Source organism: Algiphilus aromaticivorans DG1253, assembly GCF_000733765.1.
Classification (GTDB): domain Bacteria; phylum Pseudomonadota; class Gammaproteobacteria; order Nevskiales; family Nevskiaceae; genus Algiphilus; species Algiphilus aromaticivorans.
Genome location: NZ_JPOG01000001.1, coordinates 2,743,817 through 2,763,666, shown reverse-complemented (window position 1 = coordinate 2,763,666; position 19,850 = coordinate 2,743,817). Strand labels below are relative to the sequence as shown.

At 67.2% G+C, this 19,850-nt stretch carries 20 protein-coding genes; 8 read left to right on the top strand and 12 right to left on the bottom strand.

The window, feature by feature from the left end:
• Positions 1-40: 40 nt before the first annotated feature.
• Entirely contained in the window at positions 41-1,327 is a 1,287-nt protein-coding gene (locus tag U743_RS12875) for a DEAD/DEAH box helicase (RefSeq protein ID WP_043768809.1), read from the bottom strand.
• A gap of 257 nt (positions 1,328-1,584) precedes the next feature.
• Here U743_RS12875 and trxA point away from each other — a divergent pair, with 257 nt between their 5' ends.
• The 3 genes from trxA (at position 1,585) to mgtE (ending at position 4,986) form a co-directional block, all read left to right on the top strand.
• On the top strand, positions 1,585-1,911 hold the full coding sequence (gene trxA, locus U743_RS12870) for a thioredoxin TrxA (RefSeq protein ID WP_043768808.1): 327 nt from the start codon (positions 1,585-1,587) through the stop codon (positions 1,909-1,911).
• A gap of 109 nt (positions 1,912-2,020) precedes the next feature.
• Positions 2,021-3,331: a transcription termination factor Rho gene (gene rho / locus U743_RS12865; RefSeq protein WP_408607403.1), complete on the top strand. Its 1,311-nt coding sequence runs from the start codon at positions 2,021-2,023 to the stop codon at positions 3,329-3,331.
• 296 nt (positions 3,332-3,627) lie between these two features.
• Complete coding sequence (gene mgtE, locus U743_RS12860; RefSeq protein ID WP_043768804.1) at positions 3,628-4,986, top strand: magnesium transporter; 1,359 nt, start codon at positions 3,628-3,630, stop codon at positions 4,984-4,986.
• Between the two features lie 7 nt (positions 4,987-4,993).
• Here mgtE and purD read toward each other — a convergent pair whose 3' ends face one another.
• From purD to U743_RS12845, 3 genes are read right to left on the bottom strand one after another with little or no spacing between them, the layout of a single operon-like run.
• Positions 4,994-6,262, bottom strand: coding sequence for a phosphoribosylamine--glycine ligase (gene purD, locus U743_RS12855; RefSeq protein ID WP_043768802.1), 1,269 nt, complete (start codon positions 6,260-6,262; stop codon positions 4,994-4,996).
• A 34-nt stretch (positions 6,263-6,296) separates the two neighbouring features.
• Complete coding sequence (locus tag U743_RS12850; RefSeq protein ID WP_052368131.1) at positions 6,297-7,187, bottom strand: alpha/beta fold hydrolase; 891 nt, start codon at positions 7,185-7,187, stop codon at positions 6,297-6,299.
• Positions 7,184-7,777, bottom strand: coding sequence for a 2-hydroxychromene-2-carboxylate isomerase (locus U743_RS12845; protein WP_043768800.1), 594 nt, complete (start codon positions 7,775-7,777; stop codon positions 7,184-7,186). Before U743_RS12845 ends, U743_RS12850 begins: the two co-directional genes overlap by 4 nt.
• Positions 7,778-7,893: 116 nt before the next feature.
• On the opposite strand from U743_RS12845, the gene U743_RS12840 reads away from it, so the two are divergent.
• Positions 7,894-8,679 carry a proteasome-type protease gene (locus U743_RS12840; protein WP_052368129.1) on the top strand — a complete coding sequence of 262 codons (786 nt, stop codon included), beginning with the start codon at positions 7,894-7,896 and terminating at the stop codon, positions 8,677-8,679.
• A gap of 68 nt (positions 8,680-8,747) precedes the next feature.
• Here the strand turns inward: U743_RS12840 and U743_RS12835 are convergent, their stop codons facing one another.
• Genes U743_RS12835 through U743_RS18830 form a run of 3 tightly spaced genes read right to left on the bottom strand, consistent with a single transcriptional unit; the run spans position 8,748 to position 12,135 of the window.
• Positions 8,748-9,716, bottom strand: coding sequence for an alpha-E domain-containing protein (locus tag U743_RS12835; protein ID WP_043768798.1), 969 nt, complete (start codon positions 9,714-9,716; stop codon positions 8,748-8,750).
• Positions 9,716-11,164, bottom strand: coding sequence for a circularly permuted type 2 ATP-grasp protein (locus U743_RS12830; RefSeq protein WP_043772147.1), 1,449 nt, complete (start codon positions 11,162-11,164; stop codon positions 9,716-9,718). The genes U743_RS12835 and U743_RS12830 overlap by 1 nt, the downstream gene beginning before the upstream one ends.
• Before the next feature lie 29 nt (positions 11,165-11,193).
• Positions 11,194-12,135 carry a transglutaminase family protein gene (locus U743_RS18830; RefSeq protein WP_052368128.1) on the bottom strand — a complete coding sequence of 314 codons (942 nt, stop codon included), beginning with the start codon at positions 12,133-12,135 and terminating at the stop codon, positions 11,194-11,196.
• Positions 12,136-12,153: 18 nt separating this feature from the next.
• On the opposite strand from U743_RS18830, the gene minC reads away from it, so the two are divergent.
• The 3 genes from minC to minE all read left to right on the top strand — a co-directional run bounded on the left by minC (position 12,154) and on the right by minE (position 14,117).
• The gene (gene minC, locus U743_RS12820) at positions 12,154-12,915 is read left to right on the top strand and encodes a septum site-determining protein MinC (protein WP_198022027.1); all 762 of its coding nucleotides are present in this window, start codon (positions 12,154-12,156) and stop codon (positions 12,913-12,915) included.
• A gap of 112 nt (positions 12,916-13,027) precedes the next feature.
• Positions 13,028-13,834: a septum site-determining protein MinD gene (gene minD, locus U743_RS12815; protein ID WP_043768797.1), complete on the top strand. Its 807-nt coding sequence runs from the start codon at positions 13,028-13,030 to the stop codon at positions 13,832-13,834.
• Between the two features lie 10 nt (positions 13,835-13,844).
• Positions 13,845-14,117 (top strand): cell division topological specificity factor MinE, encoded by a 273-nt coding sequence (gene minE / locus U743_RS12810; protein WP_043768795.1) that lies wholly within the window; start codon positions 13,845-13,847, stop codon positions 14,115-14,117.
• Between the two features lie 12 nt (positions 14,118-14,129).
• On the opposite strand, the gene U743_RS12805 is transcribed toward minE, so the two are convergent.
• From U743_RS12805 to U743_RS12795, 3 genes are all read right to left on the bottom strand, one after another.
• Positions 14,130-14,543, bottom strand: coding sequence for a MerC domain-containing protein (locus tag U743_RS12805; RefSeq protein ID WP_052368126.1), 414 nt, complete (start codon positions 14,541-14,543; stop codon positions 14,130-14,132).
• Between the two features lie 101 nt (positions 14,544-14,644).
• Positions 14,645-16,309, bottom strand: a complete 1,665-nt coding sequence (locus U743_RS12800) for an AMP-binding protein (protein WP_043768794.1) — start codon at positions 16,307-16,309, stop codon at positions 14,645-14,647.
• Positions 16,310-16,362: 53 nt separating this feature from the next.
• Positions 16,363-17,688: a YihY/virulence factor BrkB family protein gene (locus U743_RS12795; RefSeq protein WP_043768792.1), complete on the bottom strand. Its 1,326-nt coding sequence runs from the start codon at positions 17,686-17,688 to the stop codon at positions 16,363-16,365.
• Between the two features lie 157 nt (positions 17,689-17,845).
• Between U743_RS12795 and U743_RS12790 the strand changes: the two genes are divergently transcribed.
• Positions 17,846-18,346: a phasin family protein gene (locus U743_RS12790; RefSeq protein WP_052368124.1), complete on the top strand. Its 501-nt coding sequence runs from the start codon at positions 17,846-17,848 to the stop codon at positions 18,344-18,346.
• Between the two features lie 102 nt (positions 18,347-18,448).
• On the opposite strand, the gene U743_RS12785 is transcribed toward U743_RS12790, so the two are convergent.
• Positions 18,449-18,814 carry a DUF6489 family protein gene (locus U743_RS12785; RefSeq protein WP_043768790.1) on the bottom strand — a complete coding sequence of 122 codons (366 nt, stop codon included), beginning with the start codon at positions 18,812-18,814 and terminating at the stop codon, positions 18,449-18,451.
• Positions 18,815-18,886: 72 nt separating this feature from the next.
• Positions 18,887-19,789 (bottom strand): phosphoribosylaminoimidazolesuccinocarboxamide synthase, encoded by a 903-nt coding sequence (locus U743_RS12780; RefSeq protein WP_043772135.1) that lies wholly within the window; start codon positions 19,787-19,789, stop codon positions 18,887-18,889.
• Positions 19,790-19,850 lie beyond the last annotated feature (61 nt).

Sequence of the window (19,850 nt, the reverse complement as noted above, 5' to 3'; positions counted from 1 at the left end):
ATAAGTAGTCAATCGCCCCGGGAGTTCGGCGCGCGCGGGCTCAGCGCCGGGCGCTCCCGCGCTGCCCGCGGCCGCCCGCGCCGCTGCGCCGTCGGCCGCCGCCGCCGCGCTGCTCGCCTTCGGCGCGCGGCGGTCGCGGCAGCGGCGGTTTCATGTCCTGCGCCATCCAGCTGTCGGCGTCGGGTAGTTGCGGGATCTTGATGCCGGCGTAGGCCTCGATCTCGGGCAGGGAGTAGACCCATTCCTCGCAGCACAGAGAAATGGCATCGCCTTCGGCGCCGGCGCGGGCGGTGCGGCCGATGCGGTGCACGTAGTCCTCGGCGTCTTGCGGCAGGTCGTAGTTGATGACGTGCGAGACGCCCTCAATGTGCAGACCGCGCGCGGCCACGTCGGTGGCTACCAGCACCGCCAGCTCGCCGCTGCGGAAGCGCGCGAGCAGCTGCTCGCGTTTCTTCTGTGGCACGTCGCCGGAGAGCGTGCGCGCCTCGATGTCGTTGCCCCGGAGCGTGCGCTCGACGATGTCGGCGGCGCGCTTGGTGTTGACGAAGATCATCGTGCGCGTGGCACCGGTGTGCCGGAGGACGCCGACCAGCATGGGCAGCTTGTCCTCGTTGCCGACGTGCACCAGGGACTGGCGCACGCGATCAGCAGTGACCTGCTCGGGCTCGATCTCCACCTTGGTCGGGTTGTTCATGTGCTCGTAGGCCAGCTCGAGCACGCGGTGAGACAGCGTCGCCGAGAACAGATAGTTGCGGCGCTGGGTCGGCTCCGGGCAGCGGCGCAGGATGAAGCGGATGTCGCTGATGAAGCCGAGGTCGAACATGCGGTCGGCTTCGTCGAGCACCGCGACCTGCACATGCTTGAGCGTGAAGATCTTCTGCTTGAAGTAGTCGATGAGCCGGCCGGGGGTGCCGATCAGCACGTCGACGCCGGCGGCAACCTGCTCGCGCTGTGAATCGTAACCCGTGCCGCCGTAGACCAGTCCCAGCCGCAGGCCAGTCTCCCGGGCCAGTGGCTCCGCGTCGGCGTGGATCTGGATGACCAGCTCGCGCGTTGGCGCGACGATCACTGCGCGAGGTTGGCCGTCGGGGCCAGTCGGCTCGGTGCGCAGCAGATGGTCGAAGGTGGCCAGCAGGAAGGCGACAGTCTTGCCGGTACCGGTCTGCGCCTGGCCGGCGATGTCGCGGCCTTCCAGCGCCAGCGGCAACGCCTTGGCCTGGATGGGCGTGCAGTGCGAGAAGCCCAGCGCGGCTATGTTGCGCTGCAGGATGTCGGTCAGCGGCAGTTGCGCGAAGGCGGTCTGCGCCTTGTCGGAAGGTGCGGACATGAGCGGTTTTGGATCGATTGGAGCTATCGCAAGCATACTCCGCGTGCATGTCGTGCGCCGATTCCGGATCGGCGGGCTTGCAAAACGTCGCAGGCTCAGATTCAATGTAGTCAAAGGCTGCCGGCGCGACGCGTTTGCCGCGCGATTCCAGCGCAGTCTTTCCCCACCGTTGCCACATAACCGCCTGCCCTAGACGAGGGTCGTGCGCGGCGCGGACAGCATGCTCATTTTTTTCCTTTTTACAAGGAGCATCCCTCATGAGCGAGAACGTTACCGCCGTATCGGCGGACAGCTTCGACACGGAAGTCCTGCAATCGGACAAGCCCGTGCTGGTCGATTTCTGGGCGGAATGGTGCGGCCCCTGCCGCATGATTGCCCCGGTGCTCGAGCAGATCGCGGACGAAAAACAGGATCAGCTCAAGATCGTCAAGCTGAATGTCGACGACAATCAGGAGATCGCGCAGCGTTTCTCCGTGCGTGGCATTCCCACTCTCATCCTCTTCAAGAACGGCGAAGCGGCTGCAACGCAGACCGGCGCCGTCGGCAAGGCACAACTGGCAGCTTTCGTTGAGCAACACATCTAATCAGCCTGGACCCAAGCGGTCTCGCCCGCGCCGTCGGCCGCGGAACAAGAACCCCAACGGCAGTCCATCACCGGCGGGCCTTCCCTCCGACGAGGAACTGGAAGCCGAGATCGCCGCGGCAGCCAATGAGCCGGAAGCCGATGGCGATAATGGGGAACGGGTCAGCATTGCAGAGCTGAAGGCCATGACGGCCACCCAGCTCATGGAACTGGCCACCGCTCAAGGCATCGACAACGTCTCGCGCAGTCGCAAGCCGGAGTTGATTACCGCCCTTGTGCGCGCTGCCGGCGACCGCGAGGCGCAGATCTACGACACCGGCGTGCTCGAGCTGATGCAGGAGGGCTACGGCTTCCTGCGTTCACCCGACGCCTCCTATCTGGCCGGTCCGGACGATGTCTACGTCTCGGCCAGCCAGGTCAAGCGTTTCGGCCTGCGCACCGGTGACACGGTGACCGGTCGCGTACGCGCGCCCAAGGAGAGCGAGCGCTACTTCGCGCTGCTGAAGGTCAATGAGGTCAACTTCGAGGCACCTGAAAAGACGCGTCAGAAGGTCAACTTCGAGAATCTGACGCCGCTTTTCCCGGACGAGCGTTTCCAGCTTGAGCGTGGCAATGGCACGACCGAGGACATCACCGCCCGCATCCTCGACCTGATCTCGCCCTGCGGCAAGGGTCAGCGCGGATTGATCGTCTCGCCGCCCAAGGCCGGCAAGACGATGCTGCTGCAGAACATCGCGCAGTCGCTGATGTCGAATTATCCGGACGTCTACCTCATCGTGCTGCTCATCGACGAGCGCCCCGAAGAGGTCACCGACATGCAGCGCACCGTGCGCGGCGAAGTCGTCGCCTCGACCTTCGATGAAGCGCCGTCGCGGCACACGCAGGTCGCCGAGATGGTGCTGGAGAAGGCCAAGCGTCTGGTCGAGCAGAAGCGCGACGTCGTCATCCTGCTCGACTCCATCACCCGCCTGGCGCGCGCCTACAACACCGTGGCGCCGAGCTCCGGCAAGGTGCTGACCGGTGGCGTCGACGCCAACGCCCTGCAGAAACCCAAGCGCTTCTTCGGTGCCGCGCGCAATGTCGAAGAGGGCGGTAGCCTGACCATCATTGCCACGGCGCTGGTCGACACCGGCTCCAAGATGGACGAGGTGATCTACGAGGAGTTCAAGGGCACCGGCAATATGGAGATCCATCTCGAGCGCCGTCTGGCCGAGAAGCGGGTCTATCCGGCCGTCAACATCAACCGCTCCGGCACTCGCCGCGAGGAGCTGATGATCGACCCGAGCGATCTCCAGAAGATCTGGCTGCTGCGCAAGGCCGTCCACGACATGGACGACATCGCGGCCATGGAGCTGCTCTTCGACCGCATGAAGCAGACGAAGACCAATTCCCAGTTCTTCGACGCGATGAAGCGCAATTAGGTCGCAGTGATCCGCCGGCGGCACGCATTTCGCGCCGCCGGCGGGACCGCGGTCCGACACATTCCCGCAGCCTTCCCGGGGCGGTTGACTTCGATCCGCCGGCCGCTAGACTACGCGCGCCCGGAACGCCTTCCATGGCGTTGACGGCATCACTCGAAAGCCTGTCTCCCATCAATGGACCCATACAGTCGATCTAGCAAGCTGACGGCCATCCGGGCCTGAAGGGTCGACCGCGTCGATTCCGTCTCCAGCGTCCGGGCCGCATGCCGGACGAGGCATTACAACGAGGCGGAATCATGGAACGAGAAGAGCTGACCTTCCCGATTCGGGAAGCGCTGGGCGGCGATGAAGATCGCGCCTTCGCGCAGATCGTCAAGCAGAACCACAACGCCGACGTTGCCGAAGCGCTGGATGGTTTCGAGCCGGCCGAGGTGCGCGCGCTGCTGCTGCAGGTCCCGGCCGAGGCGCGCGCCGAGCTTTTCGGCTATTTCGAGCTCGAGCGCCAGGTCGAAGTCATCGGCTATTTCAACCGTCCCGAGCTGACCGCGCTCTTCTTCCACATGTCGGCCGACGAGCGCGTCGACGTCTTCAATCAGCTCGACGAGGAGACGCAGGAGAAGTTCCTGCCTGCCATGGCGCAGGTCGAGCGCGAGGATATCCGTCGGCTGGCTTCCTACGAGGAAGGCACGATCGGCGCGGTCATCACTTCCGACTACGCCACGCTGACGCCGCAGCTCACCGCGCGCGAGGCCATCGAGCGGCTGCGGCGCGTGGCGCCGGACAAGGAGACCATTTACCAGTCCTTCGTCGTCGACGAAACGCGCCGGCTGCTGGGTACGGTGTCGCTGCGCGACCTGATCGTGGCGCCGGCGCACGCACGCGTCGAGCAGATCATGGTCACCGACGTCATCTCGGCGCGCGCCGACGCCCCCGCCGAGGAGGCCGCCAAGCTCATCGCGCGCTACGACCTCATCGCGCTGCCGGTTACCGACGAGGCGGACAAGCTGATCGGTATCGTCACCTACGACGACGCCCACGACGTCGCCGAGGCCGAGGCCACCGAGGACTTCCTCAAGGCCGGCGGCTCCTCGGGCGAGGTGCCGCTCAGCCTGCGCAACGCCTCCATCCGCGCGCTCTACCGCTCGCGCGTCTTCTGGCTGGTGGTGCTGGTCTTCGGCAACCTCTTCTCGGGCGCGGGCATCGCCTATTTCGAGGCCACCATCGCCGAGCATCTGGCGCTGCTCTTCTTCCTGCCGCTGCTCATCGCCAGCGCCGGCAATGCCGGCTCGCAGGCCGCCACCATGATGGTGCGCTCCATGGCCACCGGTGATGTGCATCTGCGCGACTGGGGACGGCTTCTCGGGCGCGAGTTCCTGGTCGCCGGCCTGCTGGGGGTGACCATGGCCCTGGCAATCTCCGGCATCGGCTGGTTCCGGGCCGGCAGCGATATCGCGCTGGTGGTGTCGGTGACGATGTTCACGGTGGTGATCATGGGCAGCCTTATCGGCATGTCGCTGCCCTTCATCCTGTCGCGTTTTCGCCTCGATCCGGCTGCGGCCAGCGGTCCGCTGGTGACTTCCATCGCGGACGCCTGCGGCGTGCTGATTTATTTCTCCTTCGCCGTGGCCCTGCTCGATATGCCGGCAGTCGGCTGAATCGCGCTCAGCCGCGTGCGATGGCCCGCCAGCCGATATCGCGGCGCATCTGCATGCCGGGCCATGCAATGCGCTCGGCGCCGGCGTAGGCCTGCTTCTGGGCGGCGGCGATGTCCGCGCCCGCCGCGCAGACGCAGAGCACCCGGCCGCCGTCGACCAGGACATTGCCGTCGTCGTCCGCGCGCGTGCCGGCTTGGAAGACCTTGCAGCCGTTCTCCTCGGCCGCCTCCAGGCCCTCGATAGCAGCGCCCTTGGTGGCAGAGGCGGGATAGCCCTCTGCGGCCAGTACGATGCCCAGCGTCGCCTGCTTGTCCCATTCCGGAGTGACGGCGCCCAGCCGATGATCGACGGCGGCTTCGAGCAGATCGAGCAGGTCCGAGCGCAGCCGCATCAGCAGCGGCTGGGTCTCGGGGTCGCCCATGCGCACATTGAACTCCAGCACCTTGGGCTGCCCCTCGCCGTCGATCATCAGGCCGGCGTAGAGAAAGCCGGTGAAGGCGATACCGTCGGCGGCCAGGCCCGCGAGGGTGGCGGCGATGACCTGGCTGCGAACGCGCTGCTCGACCGCATCGGTCACCACCGGAGCCGGCGAGTAGGCGCCCATGCCACCGGTATTGGGCCCGGTATCGCCGTCGCCGATACGCTTGTGGTCCTGCGCGCTGGGGAAGGCGACGAAATCCTGGCCGTCGGCGACGACGATGTAGCTGGCCTCCTCGCCGTCGAGGAATTCCTCGACGACCACGCGCGCGCCGTCCAGCGCCAGCATGTCACGCACGGCTTCGTGGGCGGTGGCGATGTCCGGCGCTACCACAACCCCCTTGCCGGCGGCCAGGCCATCGGCCTTGACGACGATGGGCGCGCCACGCGCGTTGATCCAGGCGCATGCGGCTTCGGCCTCGGTGAAGCTAGCGTAGTCGGCGGTGGGGATGCCGTGGCGGGCGAGGAAATCCTTGCTGAAGGCCTTGGAAGCCTCCAGCTGCGCCGCGGCGCGCTGCGGTCCGAAGCAGCGCAACCCGGCGGTGCTGAAGGCGTCGACAACGCCGGCGGCCAGGGGGGCTTCGGGGCCGACCACGGTGAATCCAACGCCTTCGTCCTGCGCCAGCGCCAGCAATCCCTCGATGTCTTCGGCGCTCACCGCGACGTTCCGGCAGCTTGGCTCGCGCGCGGTGCCGGCGTTGCCCGGTGCGACCAGGACTTCGGTGCAGCGCGGCGACTGCGCGAGTTTCCAGGCCAGCGCGTGTTCGCGGCCGCCGCCGCCGATGACGAGCACTTTCATGCAGGCTTCCGTGGGCGAAATTGAGGGCGCAAGCTTAGCCGATGGCGGCTGCTGCTTCTGGCGCCGGCCAGCCCTGCGTGCGCAGCCAGCTTTCCACGGTCTCGGCCGTGGCCTCGGGGGCATCGAAGTGCAGCATATGGCCGGCCTCTGGCAGCGTCACGACCTCATGGCGCGCGAAGCAGGCGCGGCGGGCCGCGCGCTCCTCGGCGTCGACGGCCTCTGGAAAGGGCGAGCGCGCGCCGTCGACGAAGAGCGTCGGCGCGGTGATCTCGCGCCAGATGGCCTTCGACTCGGCGGCGCGATAGAGCAGCGGGCCGCGGATGCGGTGGCGCGGGTCCATGCGCAGCACCACGCCCTCGCCCTCGGCGTGGCCCCATGCGTGGGCGATGCGCAGTGCGTCGGCTTCGCTCAGTGCGGGGTGCTGGTGGCGAACGCGCTCGGCCAGCGCGTCGAAGCTTTCGTAGGCGCGCGCCTCGGTCGGTGCGGCGAGCTGGGCGAGCCAGCGCCGGTAGCGCTTGGGGGCGTCCGCGGGGTCGCTGTCGGGCAGATGCAATCCGTCCAGGATCACCAGCTGCGCCACCCGCTCCGGGCGGATGCCGGCGTAGAGGCTGGCGATCTGCGCGCCCATGCTGTGGCCGACCAGCGCCACCGGCGCCTGCGGCGAGAGCTGTGCCAGCAGCGCGTCGAGGTCGGGGATGTAGTCGGAGAAGTAGTAGTCGCCGGAGGCCAGGTGATCGCTGCCGCCGAAGCCGCGCATGTCAGGTGCGGCCACCGGCGCATGCCTGGCCCAGCGCTCGGCCAGCGGTGCGAAGCTGGCGCCCGAATCGCCCCATCCGTGCAGTAGCACCAGCGCCGGTGCGCCATCTTCGCCCCAGCGGTGCACGGCGAAGCGCAGGCCGCGCGCCTGCAGCGTCTGCGCGCTCACGCGGCGCGTGCGTTCGACAGGTGGTGCTCGAGCAGGCCGAGGCGGTCGCAGCCCCAGAACATGGCGTCGCCGACGAAGAAGCTGGGTGCGCCGAAGACGCCGCGGGCGACCGCCTCCTCGGTCAGTTCGCGCAGGCGGGTCTTGGCAGCGCCCGATTCGGACTCGGCGAGCAGCGGTGCCGGGTCCCAGCCCAGCGTGTCGAAGGCCGGTTGCAGGCCCTCGGGCGCACCGATGTCTAGATTGTCCGCCCAGTAGGCGTGCGCGGCTGCGCGTGCCCAGTCGCCGACCTGTTCCGCGGGCAGGATGGCGGCGATGCGCTGGGCAGTCTTGCTGTTGACCGGAAAGACACTGGGGAAGCGAAAGGGCACGCCGTAGAACGCCGCCCAGCGTTGCAGATCCCCCATCATGTACTTGCCCTTGGCCGGAACGGCGGCGGGCATGCGGTTGCCGGTAGCCTCGAAGACCTTGCCCAGCAACATCGGCTTGTAGACGAGCTCGCGTTGATGGCGGGCGGCCAGAGCCTCGATCTGCGTCAGTGCCAGATAGGCGTAGGGGCTGGCAACGTCGTAATACATCTCGATGGGGGACATGCGGATCTCCGTGCGGCCTGTCGGCCGGAAATGATGACACGGCCCGGCTGCCTGCCGGCGGCTCCAGGGGCATACAATGGCCTTCTGTTCGATCGGAGGGCGCCCGCGCCTTCGCAATGACTTACTGCATCGGCATCAAGGTGAACGACGGTCTCGTCTTCGCCGCGGATACGCGCACCAGCGCCGGCGTCGATGATGTCCGCACCTACAACAAGCTGCACAGCTTCGTCTTTCCGGGCGAGCGTGTCTTCGTGCTGATGTCGGCGGGCAATCTGGCGACGACGCAGGCCGTGATTACCGCCATCAAGCGCGATCTTCAGGCGGAGGCCGAGCCCTCACTGCGCACGCCGCCGACCGTTTACGAAGTTGCCGAATACATCGGCGCGCTGTCGCAGCGCGCGCAGAAGCAGGTGGCCGCCGGCGAGACCAAAGGGACGACCGGCATCGAGACGACCTTCATACTCGGCGGACAGGTGCACGGCGAGGAGCCACAGCTCTACCTGATCTATCCGCTGGGCAACTGCATTTCGGTGTCGCCGGAGACCCCCTTTCTGCAGATTGGCGAGCACAAGTACGGCAAGCCGATTCTGGACCGCATCATCCGCCCGCAGACCTCGCTGGAGGACGCCGCACGCTGCGCGCTGGTATCGCTGGATTCCACCATGCGCTCGAATCTATCGGTGGGTCCGCCGCTGGACCTGGCCATCGTGCCGGCCGACAGCTTCGATATCAGTCATCGCATGCGTCTGGACCTCGATACCCCCTTCTACCAGGCGCTGAAGGAGTCCTGGGCGCGCAAGCTGGAAGCGGTCTTCGCCGAGCTGCCGCGCTTCGATTGGGAATCCGGCAAGGAGCGGGGCAGCGGGCATCCTGACGAGGGCAATGTGCTGCGGCTGCGCTAGCCGAGCCTCGCAATAGACGCGGCGTACTGCCGAGGCCCGGCATGCCGGACGCCGGGGGTGGCGAGGCGCTACGAGGTTTCCCTGACGACCTCTTCTGGTGGCTGGAAGAAGCTGGCGTCGATGGCGTTGTGCACGGCGCCGAGCGTGATCTGGATCGCGTCGAGCATATCCCCCAGCGAGTTGGGCTGATCGTCCGACAGCAGGGCGCGGACATCGGCGCTGGCCACCAGCTGTACCGCTTCGTCCAGTGCTTGCCGCAGCCCGGCGTGCTCGGGAAGACGCGGTAGCGTCTGCTGCATCGACCAGAGGCAGAAGCTGACGCTGCGCGGGAAAGTCGGGTCGTGCAGCAGAAAGGCAAGAGCCCGCGGGCCGGTCACGCGCGTGCGCTGCTGGCGCCGGTACATCTGATAGGCGTGCAGGGACTTCAGCACGCTCATCCACTGCACTGCGCGAAAGGGCGCCAGTTCGTCGGTCTCGCCGTCGGCGACCATGCCGCCGGAGCGCGCGTCGACGATGCGTGTCGTCATGTCGGCCTGCTCCAGCGCCATGCCAAGGCGCAGGAATTGGAAGGCCGTGCCGCGGCTCATGTTGCTGATGAGCATGCCGACGATGGTCAGGCAATCCTCGATGACTTTGCGCAGCAGGTCGTTGCGGATGCGCCGGTAGGCGGCCGATTCGCCGCGCGCCTCGACCAGGGCGTAGAGCTCGTTGAGCTTCTCCCAGCTCTCGCTGGGCAGCGTCTCGCGCGTGCTGCGCAGGTTCTCGCGCGCCATGCCCAGCGTGCGCCGAATGGAGCCGCCGAAGCGCTCGTCGGCGACCAGAAAGCGCGCCACCTCCGATTCGCCGGGCTGCTCGCCGCGGGCGGCGAAGTCGGGGCCGGCGCTGAGAATCTCGATCAGCGAGCCCCAGGACAGCGGCACGCGCGGCGGCAGGTCCAGCGACAGCTGAGCCTGCACATTGACCAGCCGGGCAGTGTTCTCGGCACGCTGCAGATAGCGGCCGAACCAGTAGATGTTCTCGGCGGTGCGCGACAGCATCAGCGCGTCTCCTCGTCGGTGTCCACCACCCAGGTGTCCTTGGCGCCGCCGCCCTGGGAGGAATTCACCACCAGCGAGCCGCGTGTCATCGCCACGCGCGTCAGCCCGCCGGTGGTCACGTAGGGCTTCTCGCGCGCCAGGATGAAGGGGCGCAGATCCAGATGCCGCGGCTCGATGCCGTCATCGGTGAGCGTGGGTGCGGTCGAGATGGCCAGCGTCGGCTGCGCCATGTAGTTGCGCGGATTCGCCTTGATGCGCTCGGCGAAGGCCTCGCGCTCGGCCTGCGTGGCGCGCGGGCCGATCAGCATGCCGTAGCCGCCGGACTCGTTGGCCGGTTTGACGACCAGCTTGTCGAGGTTGGCCAGCACATGGCTGCGATCGGCGTCGCGCATGCAGAGCCAGCTGGGCACGTTGGGCAGGATCGGGTCCTGATCGAGGTAGTAGCGGATCATCTCCGGCACGAAGGCGTAGACGACCTTGTCGTCGGCCACGCCCGCGCCGGGCGCGTTGGCCAGCGCCAGATTGCCGGCGCGCCAGGCGCGCATCAGGCCGCGCACGCCCAGCATGGAGTCGGGCTTGAAGGCTTCCGGATCGATGAAGAGATCGTCGATGCGCCGATACAGCACATCCACGCGCTGCGGGCCGTGGATGGTGCGCATGTAGCAGCAGTCGTCGTCGGCGACGAAGAGGTCGCTGCCCTCGACCAGCTCGATGCCCATCTGCAGTGCCAGATAGCAGTGCTCGAAGTAGGCGCTGTTGAAGATGCCCGGCGTCAGCAGGCCGATGACCGGTTGATCGGCTGGCCGCGGTGACAGTGCCGCCAGCGTGTCGTAGAGCTGTGCCGGGTAGTCGTCCACCGGCAGGATGCGGCTGGACTCGAAGATTTCCGGGAAGACGCGCTTGATGACCATCCGGTTCTCCAGCATGTAGGAGACCCCGGAGGGCACGCGCAGATTGTCTTCCAGCACATAGATGGTGCCGTCGGCGTCGCGCACCAGATCCGAGCCGCAGATATGCGCCCAGATGTCGCCGGGCGGTCGCACGCCTACGCACTGCGGCCGGAAGTTGGCGGACTCGGCCAGCAGTTCTTCCGGGAAGACGCCGTCGCGGATGATGTGGCGCGGGCCGTAGATGTCGGCAATGAAGTGATTGAGCGCGGTCACGCGCTGCGTCAGGCCTGCCTCGGTGCGCTGCCATTCGGCGCGCGCGATGGTGCGCGGGATGATGTCGAAGGGAAAGGCGCGGTCGACATTCTCGCCGTCGCTGTAGACCGTGAAGGTCACGCCCAGCGCCTTGATGGCGACTTCCGCCGCAAGCCGCCGGTCGGCCAGATCGGCCGGCGTCAGGCTCTGCAGGTAGTCGGTTAGAGCGCGCGCCGCCGCACGCGGCCGGCCGTCGCTGCCGATGAGCTCATCGTAGGTGTCGGAGCGATAGTGCCGCCAGTCGATGCGGCGGTCGCTGGGCTTGGGGTCTTGCGTCACGAAGCGCGCTCCGGAAGGACATCGGGCACGGCGTCGGCGGGGCCGAGCCGCAGGATGCGGATGTTGTGGTCGAGGGTCATGCCGCAGGCAGAAACCGTGCCGCTGACGGGGGCAGCCAGCTCGGGCCGCGTGGCTGCCGCCAGGGGGATGTAGCCCTCGCCGGCGAAGAGGCCGGTGCTGGGATCGAGGCCGATCCAGCCCGCGCCGGGCAGATAGACCTCCGCCCAGGCGTGCAGCTCGCCAATGTCGGGGCCTTCGGACGGGACGCTGACCTGATAGCCCGACACGAAGCGCGCCGCCAGGCCGAGGTGGCGCAGAAGCTGGACGAGCAGCCAGGCCGAGTCGCGGCAGGAGCCCTCGCCGCTGCGCAGCGTCTCCTCCGGGTCCAGCACACCGGCCTCGTCGCGGTGCTGATAGGCCACGACCGAGCGCAGGCGTGCCGTGGCCTCGGCCAGAAAGGCTACCGAGCTGTCCTGAGCGCCGCCGCATTCGGCGATGAGCTTCTGCAGCGCCGGGCCGGCCTCATCGGTGGCGCGTGCGGGCGCGAGCGCTTCGGCTTCGAGCGGCCCGTAGGCGAAGGGGTAGCGCTCGGCCTCGGGGTCCACCAGGAACTGGAAGGGATTCACCGGCCGCGGTACGGCGGTCAGCGCCACGGAGATGGCGAATTCGGTGACCGGGCCGTCGAATAGCACACGTGCGACATGGTTGCCGAAGGCGTCCTGCTGCCAGTCCAGTCGGTGCGTAGCGGGTGCTACCTGCATGCGGTAATCGCCCAGCTCGGTGCGGTTGTGCGGGGCCGGGCGCAGGCGAATGCGCTGCGGCGACAGCACGACGGACCGGTCGTAGCGGTAGCAGGTGTCGTGCTCGAGCTGGATGCGCAGATCGCCGATGAGAGGCTCCCGTTTATTTATGCGTTCCTTAAGCAGGATACGCGCCACACTGATGGTAATGGGCCCATGCGCAATAATGCGCGCCTCTTCGCCATAGCCGCCGATATCGTGAACGACACCGCCAACAGCAGCGCCACCGACGTCAAGGGGATGATGCTGCCCGTCACGCGCGTGCGCCTGGCCGCACGCGGCGCCTCCGAAACGGTGGCCGAGTTCCGCGCCTGGGCCGAAGCGCTGCCGGAGATGATGCGCGCCATGCCCATCGTCCTCGACGCCGCGCACCACACCGCCTGCAGCAGCCTGCTGGAGGTTGCGCGCGAGCACGGCCTGTCGGTGCTGGGCGTGGCCGACGGCAAGCTTGCCCCCACCGCGGCGGCCAGCGGACTGGCGGTGCTTTCCGAGGAGGCGCTGATGGCCGGCCGGCCGTCGGCGCGCAAGGAGGCCGCTCCCGCCGACGAGTCGGCGCCCGCGCCACAGCCGGCACCCGCTGGTGGCGGTGCGCGCACCCGTCTGGTGCACTCGCAGGTGCGATCCGGTCAGCAGATCTACGCCGAGGGCGCCGATCTGGTTGTTCTGGGCACGGTGGGGGCCGGCGCCGAGGTCATCGCCGATGGGCATGTGCACATCTACGGCGCGCTGCGCGGTCGCGCCATCGCCGGCGCGCGCGGCGAAGCCGAGGCGCGCATCTTCTGCCGCCGCTTCGAAGCCGAGCTGGTGGCCTGTGCGGGGGTCTACGACGTTGCCGAGAAGATGCGGCCCGAGCTGCGCGGCCAGGCCGTGCAGGTGTGGCTGGAGGGCGATGACCTGCAGTTCGCCGCGCTGGACTGAGCGTGCGCCGGCCCGCTTGCCGGGCGGCGGCGCGCATTCAGCACACGGCAGGCGGGCGCGCCGCTATCATGGCGCGTCATTCGCATTCTCAGCTTCGGGGAGTCCTTCAGCCTTGGCACAGATCATCGTCGTGACCTCGGGCAAGGGGGGCGTCGGCAAGACGACCACCAGCGCCTCCTTCGCCACCGGTCTGGCCGTGCGCGGCTACAAGACCGCCGTCGTCGATTTCGACGTCGGCCTGCGCAATCTCGATCTCATCATGGGCGTCGAGCGGCGCGTGGTCTTCGACTTCGTCAACGTCATCCAGGGCGAGGCCACGCTGCGCCAGGCCCTGATCCGCGACAAGCGCTACGACAACCTCGCCATACTTGCCGCCAGCCAGACGCGCGACAAGGAAGCGCTGACTACCGAAGGTGTCGAGAAGGTGCTCGACACGCTGTCGCAGGACTTCGATTACATCGTCTGCGATTCGCCGGCCGGTATCGAGCACGGCGCGCACATGGCGATGTATTTCGCCGACGAGGCGCTGGTGGTGACCAACCCGGAAGTCTCCTCGGTGCGCGATTCCGACCGTGTGCTGGGGCTGCTGGCCTCGAAGACGCGCAAGGTCGAGCAGGGCGGGCGGATCAAGGAGCACCTCGTGCTGACGCGCTACAACTCGGCGCGCGTCGACAAGGGCGAGATGCTGTCGGTGGAGGATGTCCGCGACATTCTCGCCATTCCGCTGCTCGGGCTGATTCCCGAATCGCAGGCCGTGCTGAACTCTTCGAACCAGGGTGTGCCGGTGGTCGCCGACACCAGCACCGATGCCGGCGGCGCCTACGAGGACATGGTGGCGCGCTTCCTCGGCGAGGAACGTCCGCATCGCTTCATGCAGTCCGAGAAGAAGGGCTTCCTCGGCAGGCTCTTCGGTGGCTAGGAGCATGGCAATGGACTGGCTCAAACTCTTCCGCAACGAGCGCAAGAACTCAGCGAATGTTGCGCGCGACCGGCTCAAGCTGGTGGTTATGCACCAGCGCGAAGGGCGCGGTAATGGTCCGGACTGGCTGCCGCGGCTGCGCGAGGATTTGCTGGCGGTGGTGCGGCGCTACACGCAGGTTGCCGACGACGCGGTCAATGTTCGCGTGCAGCACGACCAGGGTGTGGACCTGCTGGAAATGAACATCGCCCTGCAGGACGAAGAGACCCCTTCGCGCGACTGAGGGTTGCCCGACTCAGTGATGCGCGCAGTGCGCGCCGTCGCGCTTGCGCAGGTTGCGCCAGTGCGTCGCTGCCAGCAGGGCAGCGCCTGACAGCGTCAGCACGCTCTCGCCGCTGGCCGAGGCCAGTCCCGTCTCATGCAGTGCGATGGCCAGAGTCATCAATCCCAGCGCGCCGAGGCCGCCGATGATGACCTCGATCCGCCCGTGCCGACGGTAGCCGCTCCACAGTGCCAGCGAGCTTGGCAGCACCGCGAGCGCCAGGAACCACTCGTGGAAGTGCGGGGCAGTCAGCCAGCCCAGCCCCCACAGCGGGATGGTGGTCACCGCCGCCACGATCAGTACGCAATGCACCGCGCACACGCCGGAGAAGGCGATGGCGAAGCGGTCCAGCGGGGCGTCGGGTAAGGCGGAGGATTCGGAACGCATGGGGGGGGGGGCGAGGTGGGCCGGTCGTTAGTGATACAAGATAACATACGGCTCTCGGAGCGGAAAGTCGCCCACTCGCGTGTTCACGCGCGCCCGCGCTGTCAGGCCCGCTCGCGCAGCGCCCGGCGCAGAATCTTGCCGACCTGCGATTTGGGCAGTTCCTCGACGAAGACGATCTCGCGCGGCAGCTTGTAGCGACTCAGGCGCTCGCGGCAGTAGGCACGCAGCTGCGTCTCTTCCAACCCTTCGTCGACACGTACGACGAAGAGCTTGACGGCCTCGCCGGTGCGCTCATCGGGCACACCGACGCAGGCGCACTCGAGCACGCCGTCGGCCTGGGCGACCACGGCTTCGACTTCGCTCGGATAAACATTGAATCCGGAGACGATGATGATGTCCCTGCGACGCTCGACGAGGGTGATGAAGCCGCGCTCGTCGACGGTCGCGACGTCGCCGGTGCGCAGATAGCCGTCCTCGGTGAAGGCCGCGCGTGTGGCTTCCTCCTGCTGCCAGTAGCCGGGTGTGATCTGTGGTCCGCGCACGCAGAGTTCGCCCGGAACGCCCAGACCCGTTTCCTCGCCGGCCTGGTCGCGGATGGAGATCTCGGTCGAGGGCAGCGGCAGCCCGATGCTGCCGTTGAACTCGGGTGCGCTGAGCGGATTCATGCTGACCGCCGGTGCGGCTTCGGTCAGCCCGTAGGCTTCGGTCAGCGGCCGACCGGTGATGGCGCGCCAGCGCTCGGCGACGGCTGGCTGGATGGCGGCGCCGCCACCCAGCGTAACCTTGAGCTGCGAGAAGTCGATATCGCCGAATCCGGGTGTGTTGAGCAGGCGGTTGAACAAGGTGTTCACGCCGGTAAATGCAGAGAAGGGCGCGCGTGCCATGGCGCGTGTCAGGCCCGCGAAATTGCTCGGGTCGGCGATCAGCAGATTGGCGGCGCCGATGCTGAAGAAGACGAGGAAGTTGGCCGTCAGCGCGAAGGCATGATGCAGAGGTAGTGCCGTGACGATGCGTTCGTGCCCCTCCTCGATCCACGGCATGATCCAGGCGCGCGCTTGCAGCACGTTGGCCACCATGTTGCCGTGGGTCAGTATCACTCCCATCGGCGCGCCGGTCGTGCCACCCGTGTACTGCAGGAAGGCCATGTCGCCGTGGGTGAGCACGCTGCGGTTGGCCGGCTGGCGGCGGCCCTGGGCCAGGGCTTGGTTCAGTGTGACGTGACCGGGGAGTTTCCACTCCGGAATTGTCCTGCGCAGGTGGCGCGCGCCGGCGTTGATTGCGACGCGGCGTGCGGTCGGCAGCAGATCACCGAGCGAGGTGACGATCACGCGCTCGAGGTCGAGTTGCCCGCGCAGCTGCGACAGGGTGTGCGCAAAGGGTTCCGCTATCAGCACGACGCGCGCGCCGGAGTCGCTGATCTGTTCCGCGATCTCGCGCTGGGCCCCCATCGGATTGAGGTTGACCACCGCCATGCCCGCGCGCAGCGCGCCGATCATCGCCACCGGGGTGGTCAGAAGATTGGGCATCATCAATGCCACGCGGCTGCCCTTGGGCAGGCCGAGGATATTCTGCAGATAGGAGGCGAAATCCAGGCTCAGTCGGTCGACTTCGGCGAAGCTCAGGCTGCCGCCGAGGCTCTCGAAAGCAACGCGGTCGCGATATGTCAGCGCGGCACGCTCGAAGAGATCGACAAGGGAGGCATAGCTGCCGGTATCGATCTGATGCGGCACGCCTTCGGGATAGTGGCGCAACCAGATGGCTTCCACGGGCGGTGTTCCTCAGGGATGGAGTGCGACGCGCGGTCGTGCGCTGCTGAAGACTACCGGCTTGAAGGTGGATCCTGCAGCCATTCGCGCAGGCTGATGTTGCCCTCGTCGTCGGTAAAGGCGGATTCGGCGCTGCTGACGGTTGTCTGTGCGGCCAGTAGGCTGCTCCCCGGTGCGGCATTGGCCGTTGTTGGTTCGTCACCATTGCGACGCAGGATTTGCCAGAGCGCGCCGAGACTGAGGCTTTCCGGAGCACGCGCCGGCAGGATGCGCACCGGTTGCTCACCCGTTTCAGCCAGCACACCGGCCGCGATCAGGCGGTCGACGATGGGGTCGACGCGCTCGGAAGGGGTGAGCAGCAGGCGTGCCAGCTCGCCGCGCGTTGCGGGCGTGGTGCCCGCCACGTGCCGATGTGCCACCTCCCGGACCAGAGCCAGCCCGATGCGCTCGACATCACGCGGCGCGGTGGGAGGCTCGTTCGGATCCCGGCGGATGTACTCGGGGTGGGCAATGTAGAAGCTGAGCCGGCAACCCAGCATCAGGATCAGCCAGCCGACGTAAAGCCAAATCAGTAGGAAGATCAGGATCGCGAAGCCCGAGTAGATGGCGTTGTAATTGCCCGCCGAGGCCACGAAAGTGGCAAAGGCCATGCTTGCCGACTGCCACAGCACGCCGGCAAAGAGGCCGCCGCTCAGCGCAGCACGCAGAGGCACGCGCGTGTTCGGGATGAAGGCGTAGAGAAAGCTGAAGACGCCGACGATCAACAGGTAGGGGATCAGCTTGGCCAGGCCGAAGACGACCGCGCCGAAAGGCTCCACTTGGGCGATGGTCTGGACGATAGTGCTGTTGAGTGCCGTCGCGGTGATGCCCACGGAGAGGAAGACCGCGAAGGGGCCGACGATGAGCACGGACAGATACTCGGAGAAACGCGCGCCCAGCGAGCGCGGGCGCTTGATGTGCCAGATCCAGTTGAAGCTGGACTCTACCTTCTGGATCAGCGACACGGCGGCGTAGAGCAGCAGGCCGACGCCGACCGATCCGAGAACGCCGACGTCGATGTTCTCGACGAAGTTCAGGATGTTGATCACCAGCTCGTCCGCGCGCTCGCCGAGCGGGGCGAGGAACTGTCGCAGCGCAGGTTCCAGGGCGTTGTGTACACCCAGGGCCTTGAACATGGAAAAGCCCAGCGCCAACAGGGGTACCAGCGACAGCAGCGTGGTGTAGACCAGGCTCATCGCGCGCAGCGACAGATGCCCGTCGGCAATGTCTCGCGCCAGCATCACCGCGTAGCGGGCGACCGTGGCGGCCAGCACCACGCCGAAACTGCCGTGATCTCGGCGCCACAGCCAAGTGCGGACGGTCGCCAGTCGATTCTGCATCAGAAGGGGGCTCCCCGAGGTATTGACAGTTGGGCGATGCTCTTCTATTGTGCATTGCACAAAATGCTGCAGCGCAACACGACGAAGCGTTCATGCAGCGCCGCGCATTTTGGCCCGGTTCTCATTTCCATCATCGCGATACTGCAGGAGTTTCACCATGAACATCGAATCTGTCGTCAATGACGTCAAAACCCGCGTCGAGGATGTTAGCAACCGCGCCCAGGGCGTGGCTGAGCTTTCCGTCGATACCGTCAAGAAGGCCAACAAGATTGTTGTCCCGACCGTGCAGAACATCGTCGAGAAGCAGACCGACGCTGCTCGCGAACTCTTCGAGAGCGGCAAGTCCAGCGTCTCGCGCGTCCGCAACGACGGCCTGAAGGCTGTGGCCTCGAACCCCATCGAGTACCTGCCGCAGGGCCGTAGTGTCTTCGTCGACGCCTTCAACAGCTCGGTCGAGCTGACCACCAAGGCTGGTGATGAGCTGGCCAAGGTGCTGCGCAAAGCCTACGAGGATGCGCTGGCTCGCATCAACGGCAAGAAGTCGAAGGTTGCCGCTGCCAAGAAGACGGCGCGCAAGGCCACTGGCGCCGCGCGCAAGACGGCTCGCAAGGCCAGCACGACCGCGCGCAAGGCTGCCAGCAAGGCCACCAGCGCCTAAGCGGCTCGCACAAGCTGCACCCCGGCCCGCCGTTGCGGTGGGCCACAGCAAGGGACGCGTCGCAAGGCGCGTCCCTTCTTGTTTGTGGAGCCGGCGCCGGGATCAGCTGCCGTCGCCGGACTTGTTGCCGGATGAGCTGGAGCGGGTCGACTTGCTGGCGCTGCTGCGCTTGCGCGCGCTCTTCTTGGCACCGGTCTTGGCGCCGGCTGCCGCGGCCTTGCGCGCCTGCTCGCGCTCCTCGGCCTCGACTGCCTCGACGCCGTCCAGTAGCCGTCGCCAGGCCTTGCTGTTGCGCAGGGTGTCGAAGTTGGTGCGCACGAACTCGCCCGGGCGGAAGTTTTCGTTGGCGTCGCCGACCTTGTCGCGCAGGTAGGCGATGATGTCCTCCTGCAGGCCGGCGACGTCGGGCAGGCCGAGGAAGCGGCGGAGCTCCTCGGGCTTGACGTCGATTTCGATGCGGATCTGCATGCTGGCTCCTCCTTGGACAGGGCGCGGGCTGGCCGGCACCCCCGATGCCTGGAGGATAGCGCGGCGCGCGCCTCAGTCGCCGACGCCGCCCATCAGGCGTTGCGCCGCCTCGCGGTAGCGCGAGGCGGTATTCGCCACAACCTCGTCAGGCAGGTCTGGCCCCGGGGGGCTGCGGCCCCACTCCAGCGTGGATAGATAGTCGCGGACGTACTGCTTGTCGAAGGAGGGCGGACTGATACCGACGCGGTACTCCGCTTCGGGCCAGAAGCGCGACGAATCGGGGGTCAGGACTTCGTCGATGAGCACGAGGCGGTCGTCAGCGTCGAGGCCGAACTCGAACTTGGTGTCGGCGATGATGATGCCGCGCTGCGCGGCATAGGCGGCGGCCTGCTTGTAGAGCCAGATGCTGATGTCGCGGATGCGCGCGGCGTGGTCCTTGCCTACGATTGCCACCATGCGCTCGAAGCTGATGTTCTCGTCGTGGTCGCCGATGGCGGCCTTGGTGGCCGGCGTGAAGATGGGCTCGGGCAGCTTCTCGGCCTGGTGCAGCGATGTGGGCAGAGCGACATCGCAGACCGTGCCGCGCTGTTGATACTCCTGCCAACCGCTACCGGCGAGGAAGCCGCGCACCACGGCCTCCACGGGTAGCGCGCGCAGGCGGCGCGCGACTACGCCGCGATCACCGATGCGCGCTGCTTCATCGGGGCTGAGCTGGCTCGCCGGATCGATGCCGCTGAGATGGTTCGGGATGCTGTCCGCGAAGCGCTGCATCCAGAAGCGGCTCATGCGGTTGAGCACTTCGCCCTTGCCCGGAATCGGCTGCGACAGCACCACGTCGAAAGCCGAGATCCGGTCCGTGGTGACGATCAGCAGGTGATCGTCGTCCCAGGCGTAGATGTCGCGCACCTTGCCCTGCTGGATCAGCGGCAGGCTCTCGAGCTCGGCGGCGGAGAGTGCCTCGGCGGCCTCGGTCATGCGGGGAACCTCGAATTCGGGTATCGGTAACGGCGCATTGTGCCCGGAGCGGGCGCGCAGT